Annotated in this window: 12 protein-coding genes and 1 pseudogene; 11 read left to right on the top strand and 2 right to left on the bottom strand. The window is 64.2% G+C overall.

Translation table 11 applies throughout. The features are described 5' to 3' along the window. Positions 1-151 precede the first annotated feature (151 nt). The 7 genes and pseudogenes from MHY13_RS01730 to MHY13_RS01700 form a co-directional block, all read left to right on the top strand. Positions 152-1,039: a DUF4132 domain-containing protein gene (locus MHY13_RS01730; protein ID WP_239280289.1), complete on the top strand. Its 888-nt coding sequence runs from the start codon at positions 152-154 to the stop codon at positions 1,037-1,039. Then, positions 1,032-5,576 (top strand): hypothetical protein, encoded by a 4,545-nt coding sequence (locus tag MHY13_RS01725; protein WP_239280280.1) that lies wholly within the window; start codon positions 1,032-1,034, stop codon positions 5,574-5,576. Before MHY13_RS01730 ends, MHY13_RS01725 begins: the two co-directional genes overlap by 8 nt. Continuing rightward, positions 5,573-10,177, top strand: a complete 4,605-nt coding sequence (locus tag MHY13_RS01720; protein ID WP_239280278.1) for a hypothetical protein — start codon at positions 5,573-5,575, stop codon at positions 10,175-10,177. Before MHY13_RS01725 ends, MHY13_RS01720 begins: the two co-directional genes overlap by 4 nt. After that, on the top strand, positions 10,174-11,274 hold the full coding sequence (locus tag MHY13_RS01715) for an AAA family ATPase (protein WP_239280276.1): 1,101 nt from the start codon (positions 10,174-10,176) through the stop codon (positions 11,272-11,274). The genes MHY13_RS01720 and MHY13_RS01715 overlap by 4 nt, the downstream gene beginning before the upstream one ends. After that, on the top strand, positions 11,271-14,648 hold the full coding sequence (locus tag MHY13_RS01710) for a DUF5682 family protein (protein WP_239280274.1): 3,378 nt from the start codon (positions 11,271-11,273) through the stop codon (positions 14,646-14,648). The genes MHY13_RS01715 and MHY13_RS01710 overlap by 4 nt, the downstream gene beginning before the upstream one ends. Beyond that, positions 14,645-16,231, top strand: coding sequence for a hypothetical protein (locus MHY13_RS01705; protein WP_239280272.1), 1,587 nt, complete (start codon positions 14,645-14,647; stop codon positions 16,229-16,231). The genes MHY13_RS01710 and MHY13_RS01705 overlap by 4 nt, the downstream gene beginning before the upstream one ends. After that, positions 16,225-16,647: pseudogene (locus tag MHY13_RS01700) on the top strand (NADP-dependent isocitrate dehydrogenase); the annotation flags it as partial. The gene MHY13_RS01705 and the pseudogene MHY13_RS01700, both read left to right, overlap by 7 nt. Positions 16,648-16,665: 18 nt before the next feature. Here the strand turns inward: MHY13_RS01700 and pdxT are convergent. Together pdxT and pdxS are read right to left on the bottom strand one after the other, a co-directional pair. Beyond that, a complete protein-coding gene (gene pdxT, locus MHY13_RS01695) occupies positions 16,666-17,256 on the bottom strand; it encodes a pyridoxal 5'-phosphate synthase glutaminase subunit PdxT (protein ID WP_239280465.1) in 591 nt (196 codons plus the stop codon). Further along, positions 17,250-18,152: a pyridoxal 5'-phosphate synthase lyase subunit PdxS gene (gene pdxS, locus MHY13_RS01690; RefSeq protein ID WP_239280270.1), complete on the bottom strand. Its 903-nt coding sequence runs from the start codon at positions 18,150-18,152 to the stop codon at positions 17,250-17,252. Before pdxS ends, pdxT begins: the two co-directional genes overlap by 7 nt. A gap of 81 nt (positions 18,153-18,233) precedes the next feature. Here pdxS and MHY13_RS01685 point away from each other — a divergent pair, with 81 nt between their 5' ends. The 4 genes from MHY13_RS01685 (at position 18,234) to MHY13_RS01670 (ending at position 22,291) form a co-directional block, all read left to right on the top strand. Beyond that, the gene (locus tag MHY13_RS01685; RefSeq protein ID WP_239280268.1) at positions 18,234-19,538 is read left to right on the top strand and encodes a PLP-dependent aminotransferase family protein; all 1,305 of its coding nucleotides are present in this window, start codon (positions 18,234-18,236) and stop codon (positions 19,536-19,538) included. A 37-nt stretch (positions 19,539-19,575) separates the two neighbouring features. After that, positions 19,576-19,737, top strand: coding sequence for a hypothetical protein (locus MHY13_RS01680; protein WP_239280266.1), 162 nt, complete (start codon positions 19,576-19,578; stop codon positions 19,735-19,737). A 122-nt stretch (positions 19,738-19,859) separates the two neighbouring features. After that, positions 19,860-21,176 (top strand): O-acetylhomoserine/O-acetylserine sulfhydrylase, encoded by a 1,317-nt coding sequence (locus MHY13_RS01675; RefSeq protein ID WP_239280264.1) that lies wholly within the window; start codon positions 19,860-19,862, stop codon positions 21,174-21,176. Beyond that, complete coding sequence (locus MHY13_RS01670; protein WP_239280262.1) at positions 21,173-22,291, top strand: homoserine O-acetyltransferase; 1,119 nt, start codon at positions 21,173-21,175, stop codon at positions 22,289-22,291. The genes MHY13_RS01675 and MHY13_RS01670 overlap by 4 nt, the downstream gene beginning before the upstream one ends. The last annotated feature ends 3 nt before the right edge of the window (positions 22,292-22,294 follow it).

The following is a 22,294-nucleotide window of genomic DNA, read 5'->3' as shown; positions in this document are numbered from 1 at the left end:
CATTCCGGCCCCGGTCTCCGTTTCCGAACGGCGGCCGGGGTTTTGGTTTGTGAGTTTTCCTCGGTGGCACGCCGGGGACCGGCCGGGTGGGCACACCCTTTTGCTGCTTACCCCACCACTAACAAATGTGAATTCCGGTACATTCACTGGCATGAGCACTCCTGCAGAATCCACATGGATCGACGTGACCGGCGGCTATGCCCTAACTATTGATGACGGTGCAATCCATGCCCGCAATGCAAAAGGCAAACAGCTGAAATCCGTGCCCGCGAAGGTGAAGAAGACCGAGGAATACTTCGAGCTGGACAACCTGCTCACGTGGCTAAAAAGCCACGACGAAGAATGCGGCACCCAGGTAGAAACATGGCTGCTGCGCTCGTTACCAGTTCCCGCTACTGTCATTGCGGCAGTGTGGCCAGATGAAGCGTGGCAGTCCTGGCTGCGCGACCTCATCATCCAACCCGCGGACGGTGACGGCGAGACAGGCTTCCTGCGGAACGCGACCGAAGAGGACGGACAAGTAAAGCTCGGTATCGTGGACTTGGACGGCGAAACCCGCACCATCGAAGAAACTGAGATTCTCATCCCGCACCCAGTGCTGCTGGACGATCTGGACGAGCTACGCGAATTCGCCGCGGATCTCGGCGTGGAACAGCGCTTCGACCAGCTCCAGCGCGCGGTGTACACGATGCCCGATCCGCTGCCGGACGAGGCAACCACAGCCCTGCGTACCTGGGAAGACGCGTACTTCGAACAGGTCCGCTTCGCAACAGGGCACGCCCGCTCGCTCGGGTACAGCATCAAGGGCGGGTATGCGGCAACCTGCATCTACGAAGGCGGCCATGTTGTGGAGGCAGCATACTGGCTCGGCGCAGAAGGGGATCCCGAAGTGGAGACGTACACAGGCGAGCTGTCGTGGGAGATCGACGGCAAGGTCGTCCCTGTGTGCAAGGTTGGCCCCGTCGCCTACAGCGAAGGTGTGCGTATGGCCACGCAAATCTACGCTGGCCGCACCATTGAGGACGGCGACAATGAGTGATACCCACACCCGCCTCGTGCAAGGAGGTATTACCCAGTCATCCGATTCTGCCTCGTCTCCGCTCGTCGCTGCGACTTTCACGCACCGCCTGCTGCCAGAGCGCACCATTGTCAGACTCGTTCCCGAGCCGCTGCTGGAAGCAGAGAGAGCCGCCCTCGCAGTCACGGGACTTGAGATGGAAGAGCAGACTCATGTCGGTCATGTTCGCCGGCGCGCAGTCGGTTTCCCTGAGTGGCCGATCCTCAACGATCCTGACAATGCGCAGCATGCGCTCGACCTCGTCGCCGACTTGAAACGACTTTCCAAGCGAGCCCGATCCAAGCCGAGTGCGGTGAAGACAGAGATCAACACACTCGCAGACAAACTCGATGCCAGCGCCCCACACTTTCTGCCGACATTCCTGGAAGAAGCCGGCCGCATCTTCTTGGAAGCGGGAAACACGTCGTACGCATCGCAGATGTTCACGAAGGCGCGCGAAGTTGAGCGCCGGCACGCATTGCTTATCGACGAAGAGCGCCACCGTGACGTCATGATGGAATTCGCCTTTGCGGGGGCGGTCTCCGTGAAGGAACTCACTGCGGAGTCCACGCAGCTGGCTGAGCGGTTGGAACCTGTAGAGGCATACGAGCGGTTCCGCACACTGTGCCTGGAACGTGTCCGCGGTGGCCTCACTCCCTATTCCGGGATGAAGAAAGATCTGGCGAAGCTGGCCAAAGCGGCGGGACTGAACCCCGCCGACGAGGAAACCGCACTGGCCGCAGTTCTGCTGCGGGTACCCTCCATCCTGCGCGCTAATCAGAAGTTCTGGATAGATTACAAGACCGCGATCCGCACAGCGGCCAAACAGGACGAGACGCTGCAAGCCCACTTGTTGACGATGTCGCCGGCGGAAATCAAAGTCGACGACTGGATCGATATTCTCCGCGGCAGCGAGGCTATCGAGCTCGTCAAGCAGGGCGAGCACCCTGATTTCGTTCAGCGTATTGTCGGACTAGCCACTCGAATCTTGTGGGGCACGGATAGCAAAGAGAAACTCGCTCCGCTGCTCGACGAGATTCTTCCCCACGCCGGCTGCACAGCTATCGCTGTGCCGGACGGTTGGCTAGGCAAAATCCCCGCAGAAGCGTGGGAGCAGTTGCTAAGCCATGACGTTGCCATCGATTTCACTAACAATTTTCGCCTGGCCTACATCGACCTCAAAACCTGGGCGAGCCGTGAGAAACGGTCTCCACTCCCCCACCTTGCTACCAGCAAACAACTGCGTAAATACCTGTTCCAGGGCATCGAGCGGGCCCTTGGACACTCCGACGAGATCACCATCATCGCCACCGACTCGCACCTCCATCCCGTGGTGGTCGAGCTGCTCGCGGAGCGGGTCGAGTCCTTAGAGTCGGCACCGCCGACGACGAACCGTTTGACCGTGGTAACCGACTTCGTCCGCCACTTTGAATTCGTCGACGACACCGAGATCCAAGCCCTGCTCGACCGGGTCCGGGCATACCACGGAAACCTCGCCGAGGTGCTTGCGGAGACTCTGCGACGCGGCCTGCCAGAAGAGCTGGGTTGGCCCGAGTTCGAGATTGCTTACGGGGAAAAATATGAAAATGACCCGAATCACTGGGTAGGAACGAAGGATTGCTGGCCCGGTGTCCTGGTGTACAACGACAAGCAGCTTGCTCTTGTCGTCGGCGAGTCCACCACCGAGATTCAGAATTGGACGGGTGAACCGATCAAGGACGTCACCGAAGCCGACGGCCAAATTGCTATTGTGACCCGGCACCGTTCCGCTAACGGGACCAAAATCAGCTGGTCTGGTGCGCGTGAACCGTTAGATATCAAGGTGTCGTATTTCCCTCACACTGCAGGTCTCCAGGCCTCTGTCCCTGTTCCCGGCGGTCGTCTCCTCGGAGAGAGGGTAGTCGTACGGCCCGACCAGCCTGCATGGAGCTTCAACACCAGACAGATCTTCGTTGAAGGTGGCCGTTTCTGGGTGCTCAATGACGAAGAGAAGATCATCGAGATTGACCCCGACACCGGGGCACCCGGCAGCGAATCAATGCCTGACTGGTTTGAGCAGCAATGCCGCCGCCACCCCGACCTCGTTTTCAAACCAGGCTTCTCCCAGCTCCGGCCTGTTTGCGAGGAGACGGAAAACTCACGGTTTTCCACGGCGGACGGCTACCACCGGCACGCGGTCTTCCGCCGGGAGGGCGACCCAGAGTTCGCCCTCATTGTCGACGCGGACGGCACCGAATACACGGTGACGGGCGAGCTCGCTCGCTCGGTCTTCGGCGTCATTCGCTTGCCCAATGGGCAGCCACGCATTCTGTCGACATCGAGACAGGGCACGTGGGTGATCGACCCGTCGGATGGAATGCCCACGCTTTCCTACGGCCTCGGGTTCAGCAGCGGGATGTGGTGGCACCACACCAGGCACCGTAACCTTGAGGTCAGTGCGAAGCTACGCACGATCACAGCCGATGACCTGCGCATAGTGCTTGAGCGCTGTACTGATTTCGACGTCGACGATGATCCTGCCGATACCGTCGGACAGCTCCTGGGCATCGATAAAGATGTGGTGAACCACGCAATCGCGCAGCATGCCGCAGCCCTTGCGCAGTCGTGGCCGGAGGTTCGGATATCGCCGGATGCAGCTGTGACCAGAACACTTGCTATTCAAAAGCACAAAGATATCCTCCTTTCAGCCATGGTTCACCGGTGGGACGATATCGACGCTCTCAGCGTCTGGCACGGGGCAGCAAGGCTCGGCTTGACCGACAGAGAATTGCCGCCGAAGCCGGATTCCTGGAGGGTCAGTGAGAATAACTGGATGGAGCTGCTCGGCTGTGCCGACGCATTGCTTGCGCTCGCTGCCATGCCTGGCCGCACGCTCGAGGAAGCCCACGCCCTTAAGGAGCTGTGGGTTCTGCTGCGGGATGCGAATCTCCTGTCGGCTGAGCACTTGACCATCGATCACCTGTTGAACAACGGACGCTATCGGGAACTCCATACGAAGTTCCCGCCGCTGACGCTGCCCGCAGGAAAGTACTACGGGAATGAGTTCATGGTCGCGCGTGCAGACGGAGGAGACCCCATCACCATTGACGGACATACCCTCGAGCTTGAAAGCCGGCGGGTAGTCAAGCCATCTCGCACGGATCTTGAGCCAGTTTTCGACGCACTCATCGAGCGTCTCCGTGACAACGGCCCGCAATCGTGGTCGCCAGAGCCTGGTGAAGCTTTCGCCGCGGCCACCGGAGCTCCTGTGGCTGAAGCGCATTTGATCATGGCCGGATTCCCGAACTTCCACACATACGAAGCGAACTTCATGCCCAAGGAAGTGCGCACTGCAATGGGAATCAAGGCTGCTGAAGCAAATGAAGCCAGAAGCAGGTTGAGCAGTTTCGACGAGTACTTCTTGCGCGTGCTCGCCGCAGGCGTTCCCGACGACGCCGAATGGGTTCTGGACAACGGCCTAGATGTTCAGACAATGGCCGAGTACTGGTCAGAGCATGGTCCGGCTGCTCCTCTGCAGCTGCCGGCGGACCTCGCGGACCGAAAGCCGAACAACCTATCCACAGAAACCCTTCTGAATGTCCTCAACGGAAAACACGACGACTATTGGGACTCGAGGGTCGAATCGGTGCTCTGGCTGGCCACCGAGGTCGACATGTCCGACCCAGTTCGCAGCAACTTAGCCGATGTCGCCGAGAAACTGCACGATTCCCCTGAAAAACGGCAAGATCTTAATGTCGGCGTTCTGGCTTCGTACTGGGATACCGCCCGCAGGCTCAACGTGCCCACCAGAAGATTCGAAGACCCCGACGATCCAATCTATCAATCAGGACGCTTCACATTTACAGAGGGAGCCTGGCCCGGTGCCGGCTCAATCAGCGTCAATCTGAGCGACATCACCGACGCTGATGATCCTGATCTGCAGCAGGCCCTCGAACTTGCGCTCATGTGCGTCACCTCCACAGATGACCTCTGGGCGCTGAAACTATTCTTGCAGGGCAGTTTGTCTGCCTACGCGAAGTGGCTGCGCGAACCAGGCGACGGCGATCCGCACGATCCGCGCGCCGTCGTGCCCGAGCTCGTGGAAGAAGCGGCCTCCGCTTTGCACGTGAGCGAGAATGCCGCCGCGTACTACCTGCAGCTTCTTGCGTGGCCGGACCCGACGGACGCGAATGTGCGCCGTTGGAACGAATGGAAGAAAGCCGACATCACCAACGCCGGCGCTGAGTTGATTGATGCTGGAGTCGTCGTTGAGGCGAAACGGTCCCGCGCCAAAAGAAAGTACTTCTTGCCTGGCGGATGGACGGAAGGACAGCCTCCGCACCTACCGATCGAAACGTGGAAGACGGAGCCCTTTGGCATTTTCAAATTAGGCGCACGCAGCAAGGCCGAACCTCTTCTCAATGTGTCGGTGGCTCCACTACCGCCATCGGAATGGTTCACTGCCTGTTGGGAGCGCTCCCAGGGCGAGGACGCGCCGCAATTCGAAGAATTGGAAACGAACCGTAGGAGTCGCCGATGACATTCGAGGACAGCACACGCCTTAACCTTGGGGGCATCACGAAGAATGCGACGGACAGCTCGGTGCCGCTCGTGGCGGCGTCATTCACCCACGCAGCACTTTCCGGCCGCACGATCGTTCAGCTCGCACCCGAGCCGCTGGCAGAAGCCGAAGAATTGGCGCTCGGAGTCACCGGGCTCGAGCCGGCCGGCCGTGTAGAGGTGGGCCACACACGGCGGCGGGCGATCGGCTTTCCCGCCTGGCCGATTCTCAACGACCCCGAGAACGCGCATCACGCGCTCAACCTTGTCGCCGATTTGGAGCGCGCAGGCAAATACGCGGGCAGCAAGCCGAAGCAATTCAAGGACTCGATAGCCGCTTTAGCCGACAAACTCGACAACAGCGCGCCGCACTTCCTCCCCACCTTCTTCGAGGAAGCCGGGCGGATCTTTATCGCCGCGGATAACGGTAAGCTCGCCGCGCAGATGTTCACGCAGGCACGCGACGCGGAACGCCGCCATTCGCTGCCGATCGACGAAACCCGCCACGCCGAAGCCGTCTTGGAATTCGCCTACGCCGGAGCGCTGAGCACCAAGGAACTGGGCAACGAGGCGAAACGACTGGCGGAACAGCTCGAACCGGAGGAGGCGTACCGCGCGTACCGCACCTTGTGCGTGGAGCGCGTGCGTGGCGGGATGAGCCCGCACGCCGGCATGAAGAAAGAGCTGGCGAAACTGGCGAAGGCCGCTGACTTAGACACCGCTGAGGAGGAAGTCGGCGTCGTGCGCGACCTGCTGCGCGCCCCGTCGATCCACCTGGCCGGCGCGCATTTCTGGAAGAACTACGAGAAGGCTATCTGCCGCGCCGTCGAGGACGACCCCTCGCTCACTGACCGCCTGCTCACCCTGTTCCCGCGGAACGTGGACACCGACCCGTGGCTGCACCTGCTGGATGCCGCGGGCGCGCTCGACGTGGTCAAAGACGGCGTGCACCCGGACTTCGTGCCCGGCCTCCTCCTGTTTGAGTCGCAGTGGACGAAATGGCCGCATACGTCCTCGACCCAGTTGGCACCGGTTCTCGCGGACATCCTCCCCCATGCAGGTCTCAGCACCGTCACCGTGCCTAAAGACCGTCTCCATTTCCTGCCCGCGTCAGCCGTCGAGCAGGTTCTCGCGAACGGACTGACCTTCTCGTTCTCTCACGCACCAGTGCAACCGGACGTCGACCTCGCCAGGTGGGCACGCCTTCCAGAGCGCGCACCGCTGCCTCACCTCATGGCGGACGAATCGCTGCGAGGAGCTGTCATTCTGGGGATCAAGAATGCGATGGGCCATCCCGAGGTCGTGGAAGTGCTCACCGCCGACCCGCACGTCAGGACGTTGGTGGTGGAGCTGCTCACGGGGATCGTCGACAAGCTTGAAGCGGGAGTGCCGACCGTCGACCACCTCACGTACGCCACCACATTCGTCCGCGGCTTCGAGCTCGTCGACGACGAGGAGATTCAGTCGCTTCTCGACCGGGTGCGTGCGATTCACCGCGATCCGGCCGTGCCTTTGGCTGAATCCTTACGCCGCGGCCTGCCCGATGAGCTCGGCTGGCCTGAATTGGAGCAGTTCGACGGGAAGTACGGGGAGCCGATTCAGCTCTCTTTGTGGCGAGACCCCGCAGATTGTTGGCCCGGCGTCATCGTGAGAGAAGATACCCGCGCTACCTACCTGCGCGGCCGCACCGCCACCGAGATTCCCAACTGGACCGGCGAGAAGCTCTTTAGCGCCGTGGAAATCGACGGCCAATTCGGCCTCGCCACCTACACCAACTCGAATCCGCGGCTGTGGTGGGACGATACCCCCAAGGGCATGTCCAGCGCATGGAAACATTTTTCGTACGACGGTCTCACCGCCTCGGTCCCGGTGCCCGGCGCGCGTATCTTCGGCGCCGACACGATGATGCGCCCCGGCCATTCCACCTTGGCGAGCGGCAGCGAGCATTTCTTCGTCGACGGCGACCGGGTATGGCTCGTCGAACGCTCCCCGCTTGACGACGTCTCCCATGTGGTAGAAGTCGATCCAGCCACCGGGGCCACTGGCCGCGAGAGTTTGCCTGACTGGTTCGCCGAGCAGTGCCGCCGCCACCCAGATTTAGTGCTCGGCCCGCGGCGTTCTCAGCACCGGCCGGTGGAGGACACGACCGAGGGATCGCACTTCTCCACCGCGGACGGATTCCACCGGCATGCCGTGTTCACCCGTCCCGACGACCCTGATTTCTGTTTGCTGGTCGATGCTGACGGAACCGAATTCACCGTCACCGGCGAGCACGCGCGCACAGTCATCGGCGCACTTCGCCGCCCCAACGGCGGACGGTGGATTCTCACTAATGAACGCATAGATGCTGTCGTTGTGGATCCGGATGACATGACCCCGGTGGCGGTGCGCGGCACGCGCTTCCACTCGAAGATGTTGTGGCACCACTTCCGCGTGCGCGAGCCCGAGACAAGCGAGAAGCTGCGGAAGATCACTGCCGATGAGGTCCGTCCCCTGGTGGAACAGGCGCGTGGGAACGACGGCGGCGTCGATAAGCGTTTGTGCGAATTTGTCGGCGACGCACTCAATATTGCCGACCCGGTGCTGCGCTACGCGATTGCGTCCGTTGCACACGAGGCGGCGACGACCTGGCCGCAGGAGAACACCGGCACGCGGGCGGAGGAGCTAACCGGGGCGCCGACGTTCGCCGAGCACCGTGACGTGCTCCGTCCCTTCACGTGGTCTCCCCTCGAGCGTTTCGACGCGATGGACATCTGGCAAGGCGCAGCAATCTTGGGAATGCACGACCGCTATGTCCCTGAGAAGGGGTACACCCACAACCGCGGCCTCGGCTCAAACGACTGGATGCAACTGCTCGGTCACGGCGATGGCTTGCTTGTTTCCGCGGCATCTCCCGGGCGTACCGCGGACGAAGTGCAGGCTCTGAAGGAGCTGTGGATTGTGCTGCGGGACGCCGGAGCGCTGGCAGCCGACAACCTCGTGTTTGAATCGTACGATTCTGGGCCGTATACGCCAGGAAGCAAGAAGCAGCTGCCGCCGCGGGCGGTGCGACTTGATCGCAGTGGTTCCCGCATCATCCCGGTTGTGCGTGTAGCTGGTGAGGAACCGATGACTGCGGACGGCACACCCCTGGAGCTATTGAGCCGAACTGGCATCGCGCCGTCACGCACAGACCTTGAACCGGTCTTCGACATGCTGCTCGCACGCATCGAGCAGGACGGGCCACAGCCGTACTCAGCCTCTGTGGGCGAGGCTCTCGCCGCCGCAGCTAACGCCCCGCTTGCCGACGCCCACTTGATCGCCGCTGGTTTCCCTAATCTCTACTCCTTCAAGACTAATTTCGTGCCGAAGGATTTGCGCGCGGCCATGGGGCTGAAGGTCGACGAGCTCAAAGCAGCTAGAGACCGGTTGATAAACTTCGACGACCACTTCGCGGCGATCCTGGCAGCCGGCCTGCCCGACAATGCGGAGGAGTTGCTGACCAGGGGCCCGGACACCGACGCCATGGCCCGGTACTGGTCAGAGCACGGGCCGGACTACCTGCCCGAGCTGCCGGCGCGCATCGCCGAGCGCATCCCAAAGATGCTGAAGGAGAACGTGCTGCAGAGCATTGCCGCTGGCCAGCACCTCGACACCGACAATGCCGACGGCTGGGCCCAAGAGGTCGGCGCTCTGATCTGGCTTGCCAGTGAACTGGATATGACCGATCCGTTGCGCCCTGCGCTGGCTGATCATGCCGAGCGGCTGCACAACTCCCCGCGGGGCGTCGAGGCAATCAATGTCGCTATCACCGGCGTCGGTGAGGACGATGACGCAATTCGCAGCGCGATCGGTGCGCCGAAACGCGCCGAAGGCGACACAGACCGCAAAGATCTGCAAGCCGGCCGGTTCACAGTTGAACAGCAATATGATGGGGATGTGATCTTCGTCGATCTCTCAGATGTCGAGGAACCGTGCCGCGACCTGGATCTGGCGCGCGAATGGGCAAAGGACCGCCTTTTCGGCACCAGCAGGATGCGTGTTGCGGCGGTGGACCTCCGCACACACGGTGTCCTCACCGCCTACGCGGAATGGCTGAAGCAGCCGGGCAAGGGAGAGCCGCGCGACCCGCTCGTCTCCGCGCCCGATCTCGTGGCGACAGCGGCAAGCACATTGGGAGTCAGTGAGGATGCGGCCCGCTACTACCTGCAGCTGTTGGCGTGGCCCGACCCGACGGACAAGAATATCCGCCGCTGGAACGCCTGGAAGAAGGCCGATATCGTCCGAGCCGGTTCCGAGCTCGTTGCCGCCGGTAAAGTTGTCGAAGGCAAGCGCCCCCGCTCAGGCCGCAGCTATTTCTTGCCCGGCGGATGGGTAGAAAAGGTGCACAAGTCAGACGGGCAGCTCCCGATCGAGGTATGGAAGCTACCCGCATTCGGCATCGAGCAAACTGGGCCCAAGGGAGAGTTCGAGCCGCAGCTGGGCATCGCGGTCGCACCCCTGCCGCCGACGGAATGGTTCGCTAAGTGCTGGGAGCGCTCCCAGAGCGACGACGCGCCGCAATTCGCGGAACTGGAGACCACGAGGAGGAGACGCCGATGACACACCAAGTCGAGCTCGCGGAGGAGCGCTTCGCCGATGAACTCGAGTTCTTAGAGCGCTGGGACACCGGCTCGCGGCCACCGGGATGGAAGCTCACGCCGCAGGCCGTGGTCACCTTCATCATGGGCGGCAGGGATCTGAAGGCGGGGCGGTCCAAGCTGACCATTACGCCGAAATACGTTGGTGACCCAGCACTGGTGGAGCGCTGCGTGATCACGCTGGCCGGCTCGCGGGGGCTGATGCTCGTCGGCGAGCCGGGCACCGCCAAATCCATGCTCTCCGAGCTGCTGTCGGCGGCGATCTGTGGCACCTCCTCCTTGGTGGTGCAGGGCACCGCAGGTACCACGGAGGATCAGCTGCGCTACGGCTGGAACTACGCGATGCTATTGGGCAAAGGTCCCACCCCGGAGGCGCTGGTATCCAGTCCAGTGATGCGCGCAATGGAGCACGGCCGCATTGCCCGCATCGAAGAGATCACCCGTTGCCTGCCGGAAGTCCAGGACTCACTGGTCTCCCTCCTATCTGAGCGACGCATCGCGGTGCCCGAGCTCGGCGATATGTCGGTGGCGGCCACCGAGGGCTTCGGTCTGATCGGCACGGCGAATCTACGCGATCACGGCGTCTCCGAAATGAGCGCAGCGTTGAAGCGCCGCTTCAGCTTCGAAACAGTCCACCCCATCGCTGACCTTGACGCGGAGATCGAGCTGGTCACCGCGCAGACCCGCCGGGCGCTCGATGCCGCACACATCGATGCACCTGTCGACGATGTTGTTGTCGAAGTCCTCGTCACCGCCTTCCGCGACCTACGTGCCGGGGTCAGCCGCGAAGGATGGCCGGTGGAAAAGCCCACCACGGTTCTCTCCACTGCCGAAGCAGTCTCCGTGAGCACGTCGATCGCCCTGGCTGCCTCATATTTCCCCTCCCGCAGCGACGGTCTGCGCGACGTAGCTGGGCACCTGCTCGGCGTCGTCCGCAAGGACGACGCGTCAGATGCAGACCGTTTGCGTGGGTACTGGGACGCAGTTGTTCACCGCCGGGCGCAAGAAGGCGCAACACCGTGGCGCACGCTATGGGATCAACGCGACGAGTTGGCATGACGGGAGTGGATGTTGCGGGGATCGTCGATAAGCTAGCGCGCGATCCTGTCTTTCTTGTCGGTGTGCGCCACCATTCGCCGTCACTCGCGCGCGTGTTGCCGCGAGCGCTGGATACCGCTCACCCGGACGCGATTGTGCTGGAGTTGCCTACTGAGGCGCAGGATTGGTGTGAGTGGATCGCCCACCCGGAGACGGCGGCGCCGCTCGCTTTCGCAGTGGCTGACAATGACGGTCGAACCGGTTTCTGGCCCTTGTCCGATTTCAGCCCGGAGCTCGTCGCCGTGCGGTGGGCGCGCTCGCGCGGGGTGCCGGTGATCTGCGCGGACCTCTCCCCCGCCGCGCGGCCCGCCGCTTCAGAAGAAGCAGGCATCAACGTGGGCTTGCTTATCGACGCTCACGTGCGCGCCGAACACCCCGACGATGCCTGGGACCGCCTTGTCGAAATCCCCTCCGCAGGCGCAGACCCCGAAGCAGTGCGCCGCAGTGGCCTTGCTTTCGGATGGGCTTTCCGGCACGAGCAAGCCGTCGATACGGAAACAGCCGCGCGAGAGGCGTCGATGCGCGAGGGTATCCGGCGCGCCCGCGCAGCACACGGCCCACACGTGGCCGCGGTAACCGGCGCGTGGCATAGTCCTGCGCTGACCGATGAGCTCGTCAACGCTGAAGCGGAATCCGATCGCGCATTACTCGATTCACTGCCTGCACCCCGCTCGACGACGGCGAGCCTGGTCCCCTACTCCCACGCGCTGCTCGATTCCCGTTCCGGTTACCCATCCGGCATCCGCGATCCTCGATGGCAACGCGCCGTGCTGCTCCACGGCGATAGCGTGTCTGCCTTTGAGGATGCTGTGGCCGGTTTACTCACCCAATTGGCGGCGGGCATCCGCGCCTGCGGGCACCCATGCGGTCCAGCTGAAATCCGCGAGGCCCACCGGATGGCGCTCGATCTCGCGGCATTGCGCGGGCTGCCGGTGCCGGGGCGTCGCGAGGTGCTGGAAGCCTGCACATCTGTCTTCGCACAAGGCGATGTGCTCGGGCGTGGCCGTGTGGTGGCCCGCGCCGCCAAAGAAGTTCTGATCGGCAGCGACCGCGGCTCGCTCGCCCCCGGAACGCCGCAGTCCGGGCTGGTTCTCGCATTCGAGGAAGACCTTTCTACCCTGCGTCTACCGGGTCCTGACGACTCGCCGCGCGAACTGGTCTTGACGCCACTGCGCTCCAACGGCTCCTCGGCGTCAGAGACGTTGGATGCCCGCCGCGAGGTGTTCTTGCAGCGCTGCCGGGTCGCCCGCATCTCCTACGGCACCTCCACCGAGGTGACCGGCCTCGGCGGCGCCCAGGCGGTGAGCACAAAATGGACAGTGCACTACGACGTGACAACAAATGCCAGCCTCGCCCATGTCAGCACCTTCGGCGTAACCGTCACCCAAGCCGCGGAAGGCGTGCTGCGCACCCGGCGTCCCGGCGCGGACCCGGATACGGCTGCCTTGGTGACCGGCTTGTCTGATGCTGCGGCAGCCGGGTTGGCCAGCGAATTCGATTGGTGGCTCGCTGTTGTGAAGGAGGAACTCCCCGCCCGCGCCGGGATTGACGCCTTGGTCGAGGCCATCGAGGTGCTCGCCGCTATCGGCGAGGGCACGGTGGCAGGCATGGCGGAGGTGGAACGCGGGGCGTCGATAAGCAGTGCCCTGGAGATTCTCAGCGATGCCGCAGTCGCCCAGGTCAACGGGCTTAGCGGCAGTGATGACCCGGCCGATGCCAGCGCATTGGGTCGCCTCGTCGCCCTTCGCCACACCGATGTGGGGATGCGCCTGGCGCACTCGCTGAGGAGCTTCGCCTCCACTGCTTCGCCGCTCATGCAGGGCGCGGCTACCGGTCTGCTGCAGCGTCTCGACCAGCACTTGGACGATGTGCCCAGCATCGCGGGCCGGATCCGCGGTGCCGCCAGTACGGATGCCCGCCACGATCTAGAGTGCTGGCTCACCGGCCTCATCACCGCCAGCCCGGATTTGCTTGCGGACGACCGCGATCTCCTCGACGACCTCCGCTTCGGTGTCGAGGACCTCGAAGAAGCCCTGTTCATCGCGCGCCTTCCGGCGCTGCGTGCTGGCTTCGACCCGATGTCTGCCGCCGAGCGCGAGCGCCTGATGGAAGCACTTGGCGCCAACCATGTGCGCCCGAGCCACGTCCCAGCTGAAGAACGTGGCCGCTGGGCTGCCGAAGACCTCGCCGCGTGGGAGCGTCTCCAGCGGCTCGGGCTTGCTTCTGCGGCCTTGACGCCGGAGCAGCGATGGGCACTCGTGCTGGGTCGGCGCCACCACGAACTGACCGATCCGCAGCACCGCCGCTTGGCCCGCAGCCTGGACCAGCTCTATGGCAGCGGTGCCGGCGAAGGGGGCGCCACTGCATCATTGGGCGGACGGGGCGGCACGGAGCCCGGCTACCCCACAGCACGCGAATGGGCTTCAGACCTCGATGAGTTGTTCGGCGAGGAGGTACGCGAGGACATTGCCGCGTCCGCAGTCACCTCGCGCAATCCGCTCGGCATGGATTTACTTCTCGACGTCCAACCCCGCGCCTCCGTCGAACTCCTCAACGACGTCCTCACCCTCGCCGGCGGCATGCCCGAATCAGCGCTGACGAAACTGCGTCCGATGCTGCGTCGCATGGTCGCGGAGCTCTCTCAGGCGCTGGCTTCGCGAATGCGCCCGGCGCTACGTGGCCTGCAGGGGTGGCGGCCTTCCACTCGCCCCTCCCCGCGCTTGGACGCCGCCCGCACCATCCACAGGAACCTGCGCCACGCTGTGCACGGACCCGACGGCACCCCGGAGCTCGTCGTAGCCACCCCAATTTTCCGCCAGCCCATTGCACGTCGCGCCGACTGGCACGTGATCGTGCTTGTCGACGTCTCCGGCTCCATGGAACCGTCCACCATCTTCGCCGCGATGACCTCCTCCATTCTCGCCGGAGTGGACGCTTTGTCGGTGACCTTCCTCGCCTTTTCCCACCAGGTCATCGACCTCACAGAACACGTCGACGACCCTCTGTCTCTGCTGCTCGAAATACGCATCGGCGGTGGCACGAATATTGCCGGTGCACTTTCCGTCGCCCAAGAACGCGTCACTGTGCCGTCCCGGACCATGCTCGTAGTGATCAGCGATTTCGAGGAAGGCGGATCAGTGTCCCAGATGCTGGCACACATCGAATCGATGCACACCTCCGGTGTTCGGCTCCTCGGGTGCGCCGCGCTGGATGATTCAGGTACCGCACGCTACAACACGATGATCGCCCAACGCGCTGCAAACGCTGGCATGTCTGTCTCCGCTGTCTCCCCGACGGCGCTGGCACGGTGGGTGGCAGAGCAGGTGAATCCATGACCCATGCCAACCTACCTCCCATGGACCCGGCCTTCGTCGCTGCCACGATCGAAGCGCTTCCAGCCCGCCTGCAGAAACGCCTCGACAATGCTGACCCCGACTCCTGGACCGTCGAGACCGGTACCGACAGCACCACCATCACTGTCGGAAGTGCCACCGTCACCCTCACTCCGCCCGATAGAGCCGAATGCGGCTGCCTGCTCAGCCCGCGCTGTCTCCATCTCGCGCAGGTACTGGTGAACTGCCCGCCGACGGTCGCGGAATCTTCCGGACCTTCCGGACCTTCTGAACCTTCCGAGTCCGCCGACACTCCACTGACGCTGACCCGCGACCAGGTGTCCACCCTCGAGCTCGCCGAATCTTGCCTCACTGGGATTCTTGACCGCGGGCTCGGCGGGCTCACCGCCGGTGACCGGGCAGCCGTGTTGCGCGTGGTGGCAGCTGCTCGCGTGCACAAGCTGCCGCTGCTGGCCGCACAGTTCGCGGTGCTGCATGGGCACCTCGGCACCGGCCGGCTCGGCTACGGAGACAGCCACGTTACGCAGGCCGCGGTTTCCGCACTGGTAGAAGCCGCATTGGCCACCCACCGGCTCCGCCACGGCCATGACACCGGAACGCTGAGCCTTGATGCCGTTGGCACTGCACGCCGCACCTACAGCCCCGTGGGGAATCTGAGACTTCGTGGGTGGGCCTCGGAGCCGCTGCTCACCGCATCAGGATATGCCGGGGTGATCACCTATATGGTGGACGAGCGCAACGGCCAAGTCTGGGAGCTCTCCACTGTGCTCCCGGGCGGCGAACAGCAAATCATCCAGGCCTATCGCACCGACACCGGACTAGGCCAGTTGGGCCTCCCGCACCGCGACGCCGTCCGCACCGGTTTGCTGCTCACCAACGCCACAGCTTCCGCTGATGGCAAGCTGGGGCGCGGGAGCCAGGTCCGCGCCAGCACCCGCACCCCAGACACCAATGTTTTTCCCGCGCAAGACTGGTGGTTTGGCGAAGCTGTTTTCCACGGGGTCGAGGATGACGGCATGCACCCTGTCTTCGTCTTTGACACTAACGAAGGGCCATTGCGCTGCCAAGCCAGCCCCACCGCTGAGAGACTCGGCATTCCTGCCCTGCGGGTGCTGGCAAGTGCAGCCGGCGTGACGGTGCAACTGCGAATGCGCAAGCGCCATGCCTGGGAGCAAGGCCGCACCCCGTGGATCCTCATCGGCCTCGCCCACGAAGACACCTGGGTGTTCCCAGGTCTTGATCGCCCCCACATCCACTGGCTCGGCGTTCCCCAGGACGCGAAGCCAGTGGTGGTCCCCCACTCACACGTCGAACCAGAGACGGTCTTGCAGCGTTGGCGCGATGCCGTCGCACGGCAAGGCCGGCGCGCTGTAACCGGAACGAACCGCAAGCGCATCATGGCAGATGCCGCCTGGTTACGCGCCAACGCCAGTGGCCACCGCGCCGACCTCCTTGAACAGCTTGCCCAGGCTGCCGCAGCCGGCTCCCACGATTTCGATGGCCGCTTCCGCCCTGATCCCCGCGGCATCCCCCGCCGCTGGATCGCTGTCGCCGCGGTGTGCTGATCGAGCACGGCGTCGAGACCGGCGACATCTGGCGCGCCTGCCAGACCAAGGACGCCCCGATCCAGGACTGGGTCAAACTCGCCGTCAACCGCGCTCGCCTGTCCGGCATGAAGACCATCTTCTGGCTCGACCCGGAGCGCGGCCACGACCGCAATATCAAGTCCCTGGTGGAGAAGTACCTTAAGGACCACGACACCGAGGGCCTGGATATCTCCATCGAGGATCCGGTCACCGCTACCAAGACCTCCATCGAGCGCATCCGCCGCGGCGAGGACACCATCTCCGTGACCGGCAACGTGCTGCGTGACTACAACACGGACCTCTTCCCCATCCTCGAGCTGGGTACCTCCGCCAAGATGCTGTCTGTGGTTCCGCTCATGGCTGGCGGCGGCCTCTTCGAGACCGGTGCAGGCGGCTTTGGTGTGTCTGCATGCTTAGAAGCTGTCGAGCCAGGCGGCGTGCACGCGGGCGTCGCCGTTTTCTTCTGGGTGGAAGCTCAGCGCCGTCACGCGGCCCTGGCGCACGCCGACCACCGCGTCGCCGTCCTCGCCCGGCACCGTCGCGATGACCTCGACGCCCTCGCCCACGCGGGTGACCAGCGGCGCGCGAATGAAACTCGCCTCGATGTCGAGTGTTTCCTCGCCAGCCGTCACAGGAACCGTGCGCTCTTCGGAAAAGCGCTGGTTGCCGAAGGCGTTGCGGCGCACGGTGACGTCGATAAGCCCCAGCGTCTGCTGCCCCGGCGCGGGGTTTTCGAGCTCGCGGGCGCAGTAAATGAGCCCCGCGCAGGTCGCGAGCACCGGCAATCCTGCGGCCGCGGCGTCGCGCAGCGGCTCGGCCAGCCCGAAGCTGTGCGCCAGCTTATCGATGACACTCGACTCGCCGCCCGGAATCACCAGCCCATCGAGCCCGTCCAAATCGCGCGGTACTCGTACCCGGCGAGTCGCCACCCCGAGCCCGTCCAGAATGCGCAGGTGCTCCTCGACGCCGCCCTGCAGCGCCAGCACCCCGACGGTGGCTACCATCCGCGCTCAGCCAGGCGGTGCGGTGCAGGCACGTCGTTGACGTTGATGCCCACCATGGCCTCGCCCAGGCCGCGGGAAAGCTTGGCGAGCTCAGCGGGGTCGTCGTAAAGCGTGGCAGCCTTCACGAGGGCCTCCGCGCGCGCCGCCGGGTTGCCGGACTTGAAGATGCCGGAGCCCACGAAGACGCCTTCGGCGCCCATCTGGCGGACAAGGGCGGCGTCGGCAGGCGTAGCGACGCCACCGGCAACGAAGAGCACGACCGGGAGCTTGCCGGTCTCCGCCACCTCTGCAACCAGGTCGTACGGCGCCTGCAGTTCCTTGGCCGCGACGTAGAGCTCGTCTCGATCCAGGTGGCGCAGGCGCGCGATTTCCGCCTTAATGGTGCGCAGGTGCTTCACAGCCTCGGAGACGTCGCCGGTGCCGGCCTCGCCCTTGGAGCGAATCATGGCCGCGCCTTCGGTGATGCGGCGCAGCGCCTCGCCCAGGTTGGTCGCACCACACACGAACGGCACGTCGAAATCCCACTTATTGATGTGGTTGACGTAATCGGCCGGGCTAAGCACCTCGGACTCGTCGATAAAGTCCACACCCAGCTCGCCCAGGATCTGTGCCTCCACAAAGTGGCCGATGCGGGCCTTGGCCATGACGGGGATGTCGACGGCCTCGACGATGCCCTCGATAAGCTCCGGGTCAGACATGCGGGCCACGCCGCCCTGCGCGCGGATATCGGCCGGCACGCGCTCCAGCGCCATCACGGCCGACGCACCCGCGTCCTCCGCAATGCGCGCCTGCTCCGGCGTGACGACGTCCATGATGACGCCGCCCTTCAACATATCGGCTAGTCCTCGCTTCACGCGCGTGGTAGCGCGTCCTTGTTCATTTACCTGTTCAGTCATAGGTGCCATAGTGGCCCACCCAAGTGGTACAAGACAAGAGCCATTTTCAGCGTGTTGGATTAGACCACTTATGATGGGCCCGTGCCCCTTCGCCTCGATCCCTCTGATGCACGGCCGCTGCCCGTGCAAATCGCCGCAGCCCTACGCGCTCAGGTCGCCGCCGGCGTCCTCCTGCCCGGCGAGCGCGTTCCTTCGACCCGCCACTTGGCTTCGCAGCTCGGCATTTCCCGAGGCAGCGTGGTCACCGCCTACGACCAACTCACAGCCGAGGGCTACCTCACCGCCGAGGTTGGTTCCGGCACCGTCATCAACCCGCTGCTCCCCCACGCCCGCGCCCCGCGCCCGGAGCCGGCCCCCACACCGGCCGCCGAACCCGAGCTGGTGTCACTGACCCCCGGTCTGCCCGACACCGCCGGCATCCTCACCCCTGAATGGAGGGCCGCGTGGCGCGCCGCGGCTGTCGACCCCTCCGGCGATCTGCCCCACGAGGTCGCCGCGCACCTGCGCCACATGCGCGGGCTTAACGTCGACCCAGCCTGCATCCTCATCACTGCCGGCGCCCGCGACGGCCTCTCCGTACTCCTGCGCACCCTCGGCCGCCAGCTGCGCGTAGGCGTGGAATCCCCCGGCTACCCCAGCCTGCGCCGTGTGCCCCACGCGCTCGGCCATACGTTGGTGGAAATCCCCACCGACCCCGATGGCGTCACCGTCCCCACGGCCGATCTCGACGCCCTCATCGTCACCCCCAGCCACCAATACCCCTACGGCGGCTCACTTCCTGCAGCCCGGCGCGCCGAACTCGTCGAATGGGCCCGCGCACACGACGCCCTCCTCATCGAGGATGACTTTGATTCCGAACTGCGCTACGTCGGCCAGCCACTGCCCGCCCTGGCCGCACTCGCCCCAGAACACACCGTACTGCTGGGCACCTTCTCCTCGGTCATCTCCCCCTCCATTGCCTGCGGCTACCTCGTCGTCCCACCGCGCCTGCGCCCGGCCGTTGACCGCGTGCGCGAGGTCTTCGGCCAACCCGTCGGCGCCATCCCCCAGGCAGCGCTCGCCCACTACCTTGCCAGCGGCGCTTTACGACGCCACACCGGCCGCATGCGCCGCACCTATAAACGCCGCCGCAACCTGGTAGCCGAAACGCTCGGCACCGTCGATGGCACGCAACTCCTCCCCATCCACGGTGGCCTCCACGCGGTATTGCTGTGTGACCCGGCCGTGGTCCCCCGCGCCGCCGCCCGCGGCATCAAACTCACCCCACTGCGCGATTATTGGGGCGGCGCCGACGCCGAAGACGGCGTCGTCCTCGGCTTCGGCCACCTTAGCGACACCGAACTACGCACGAGCCTCTCCGCTGTCGCGGCCGCCCTACGCGAGTGATACCGTAACCCCAAGGATCATAAAAGAAAGGTAATACATGTCCCTCGGCCCGCTTGAATTCCTACTCATACTCATTCCGTTTCTTATCCTCGCCGGAATCATCGCCATCGTGGTCAAGCTCGTGCGCAATAGCAACGAAACTCGCGCAAACACCCGCCGCATTGCCGAACAGCTCGAGAAACAAGACCATCACCGCTAAGCAAGGCACCCCACCAGACCAAGCGCACACCGACCGCTTGGTCTATTTTTATTCTCGTTTCTGCCAGCGGGTTTTTCAAAACTCGTTCGCAAGATATACCGCTTGGTCTAGTCTTGCCAAGCATGACGACGAAATACGATAACTCCAATTCCAACTGGTCCTTCGCTACCCGCTCCGTACACGCAGGCCAAAACCTCGACGGGTACCACAACGCCCGCAACGTGCCGATTTACCAGACCACTTCCTACGTCTTTAACGACGCCGAGCACGCGGCCAACCGCTTCAATCTTTCCGACGCCGGCCCTATCTACACCCGCCTGACCAACCCCACCCAGGACGCACTGGAAGAACGCCTCGCTTCCCTCGAGGGCGGTGTCGCGGCCATTGCCTTCGCTTCCGGCCAGGCAGCCGAAACCGCGGCCATTTTGAACCTCGCCTCGGCCGGCGACCACATCGTTACTTCCCCGCGCCTCTACGGTGGCACTTCTACCCTCTTTACCGTCACGCTCAAGCGCTTGGGCATCGACGTTACCCTCGTCGAGGACCCGGATGACCCGCAGTCCTGGCAGGACGCCGTCCAGCCGAATACGAAGGCCTTCTACGGCGAGACCTTCGGCAACCCCGTGGCCGATGTTCTCGATATCCCGGCCATCGCCGAAGTCGCCCACAATAACCAGGTCCCGCTCATCGTGGACAACACCATCGCCACCGCCGCCCTCGCGCGGCCGCTGGACCTCGGCGCGGACATCGTCGTGGTCTCCACCACCAAGTTCTACACCGGCAATGGCTCGGCCATCGGCGGCGCGATTATCGACGGCGGCTCTTTCGACTGGACCGTCACCCGCAACGGCAAGCCCGTCTTCCCCTACTTCGTCACCCCGGATGAGGCCTACCACGGCCTGAAGTACGCCGACCTCGGCGCCCCAGCCTTCGCGCTCAAGGCCCGCGCCGGCCTGCTGCGCGATACCGGCGCCGCCATCTCCCCCTTCAACGCCTGGCTGACGCTGAATGGAATCGAGACGGTGGGGCTGCGCGTCGAAAAGCACAATGCCAACGCCCAGGCCGTTGCCGAGTACCTGGAAGACCACGCCAAGGTCACCAAGGTCAACTACGCCGGCCTGGATTCTTCGCCGTACAAGGCCACCAAGGAAAAGCTCGGCTACGCCTACACCGGCTCCGTGCTCTCTTTCGACATCGACGGCGGCCGCGAGGAAGCCTGGGCGTTTATCGACGCCCTCAAGCTCCACTCCAACCTCGCCAATATCGGCGACACCCGTTCCCTGGCCGTGCACCCGGCAACCACCACGCACTCCCAGTCCGACGAGCCTGCACTTGCCGCGGCCGGCATCACCCAGTCCACCATCCGTCTGTCCGTGGGCATCGAGCACATCGATGACATCATCGCGGACCTCGAGCTAGGCTTTAACGCGCTGGCATGAATTTAGTTAACATCGGCGACTTTCACACCGAAGCCGGCGCCACGCTTGCCGACGCCCACATTGCCTACCACCGCTTCGGCCACCTCCTCGGCGATCCCCACGGCCGCAATAATGTCATTGTGGTTGAACACGCCCTGACCGGTGACTCGAATGTGGCCGAATGGTGGGCGGATCTGGTCGGCCCCGGCAAGGCGCTAGATACGACGAAGTGGTGCGTTATCGCCACCAACGCACTGGGCGGCTGCTCCGGCTCCACCGGCCCCGCCTCCCCGCACCCAGACGACGGCCGTGCCTGGGGCTCGCGCTTCCCCGCGCTGTCCGTGCGTGACCTCGTTACGGCCGAGCGTGCCGCGCTCCGCGAGCTCGGCATTACCCACGTCCACGCCATCATCGGCGGCTCGATGGGTGGCGCGCGCACGCTGGAATGGACGCTGATGCACCCCGAGGCCGTTGATGCGGCTTGCGTCATTGCCGTATCGGCCCGCGCTTCCGCCTGGCAGATTGGTATCCAGTCGGCACAAATCGCAGCCATCGAGCAGGATTCCTTCTGGCACGGCGGCGATTACTACGCCTCCGCCCAGCGCCCGCGCGAGGGGCTGGCGGCCGCGCGTCGCATTGCACACCTGACGTATCGCGGCGAGCAGGAAATCGACGAGCGCTTCGGCGTCCAGGCCCAGACCGGCGAGAACCCGCTCGGGCCCTACCGCCGCCGCAATGAGCGCTTTGCCGTCAACTCCTACCTGGACTATCAGGGCATCAAGCTGGCCGATCGCTTTGACGCCGGCTCCTACGTCACCCTCACCGAGGCGCTCAACCGCCACGATATCGGCCGCGGCCGCGGCGGCCTTAACCGCGCGCTGGGCTCATCCGAGGTACCGACCATGGTCGTCGGCGTGGACACGGACATCTTGTACCCGTATCACCAGCAGGAACACATCTCGCGCAACCTCGGCAACCTGCTGGCGATGGCGAAGATTGTCTCCCCTGTAGGCCACGACGCTTTTCTTACCGAGTCACGCCAGATGGATCGCATCTTGCGCAATTTCCTCACGCTTTCCCAACCGGACCCGGGCATCGATTCTGCGGCGGGCGATCCCACCGAGTACTCGATTTAAAGG

The sequence above is a fragment of the Corynebacterium sp. ACRPE genome (genome assembly GCF_022347435.1).
Classification (GTDB): domain Bacteria; phylum Actinomycetota; class Actinomycetes; order Mycobacteriales; family Mycobacteriaceae; genus Corynebacterium; species Corynebacterium tuberculostearicum_D.
The sequence above is the reverse complement of the archived record's forward strand: the minus strand, read 5'-3'. Positions and strand labels throughout refer to the sequence as shown.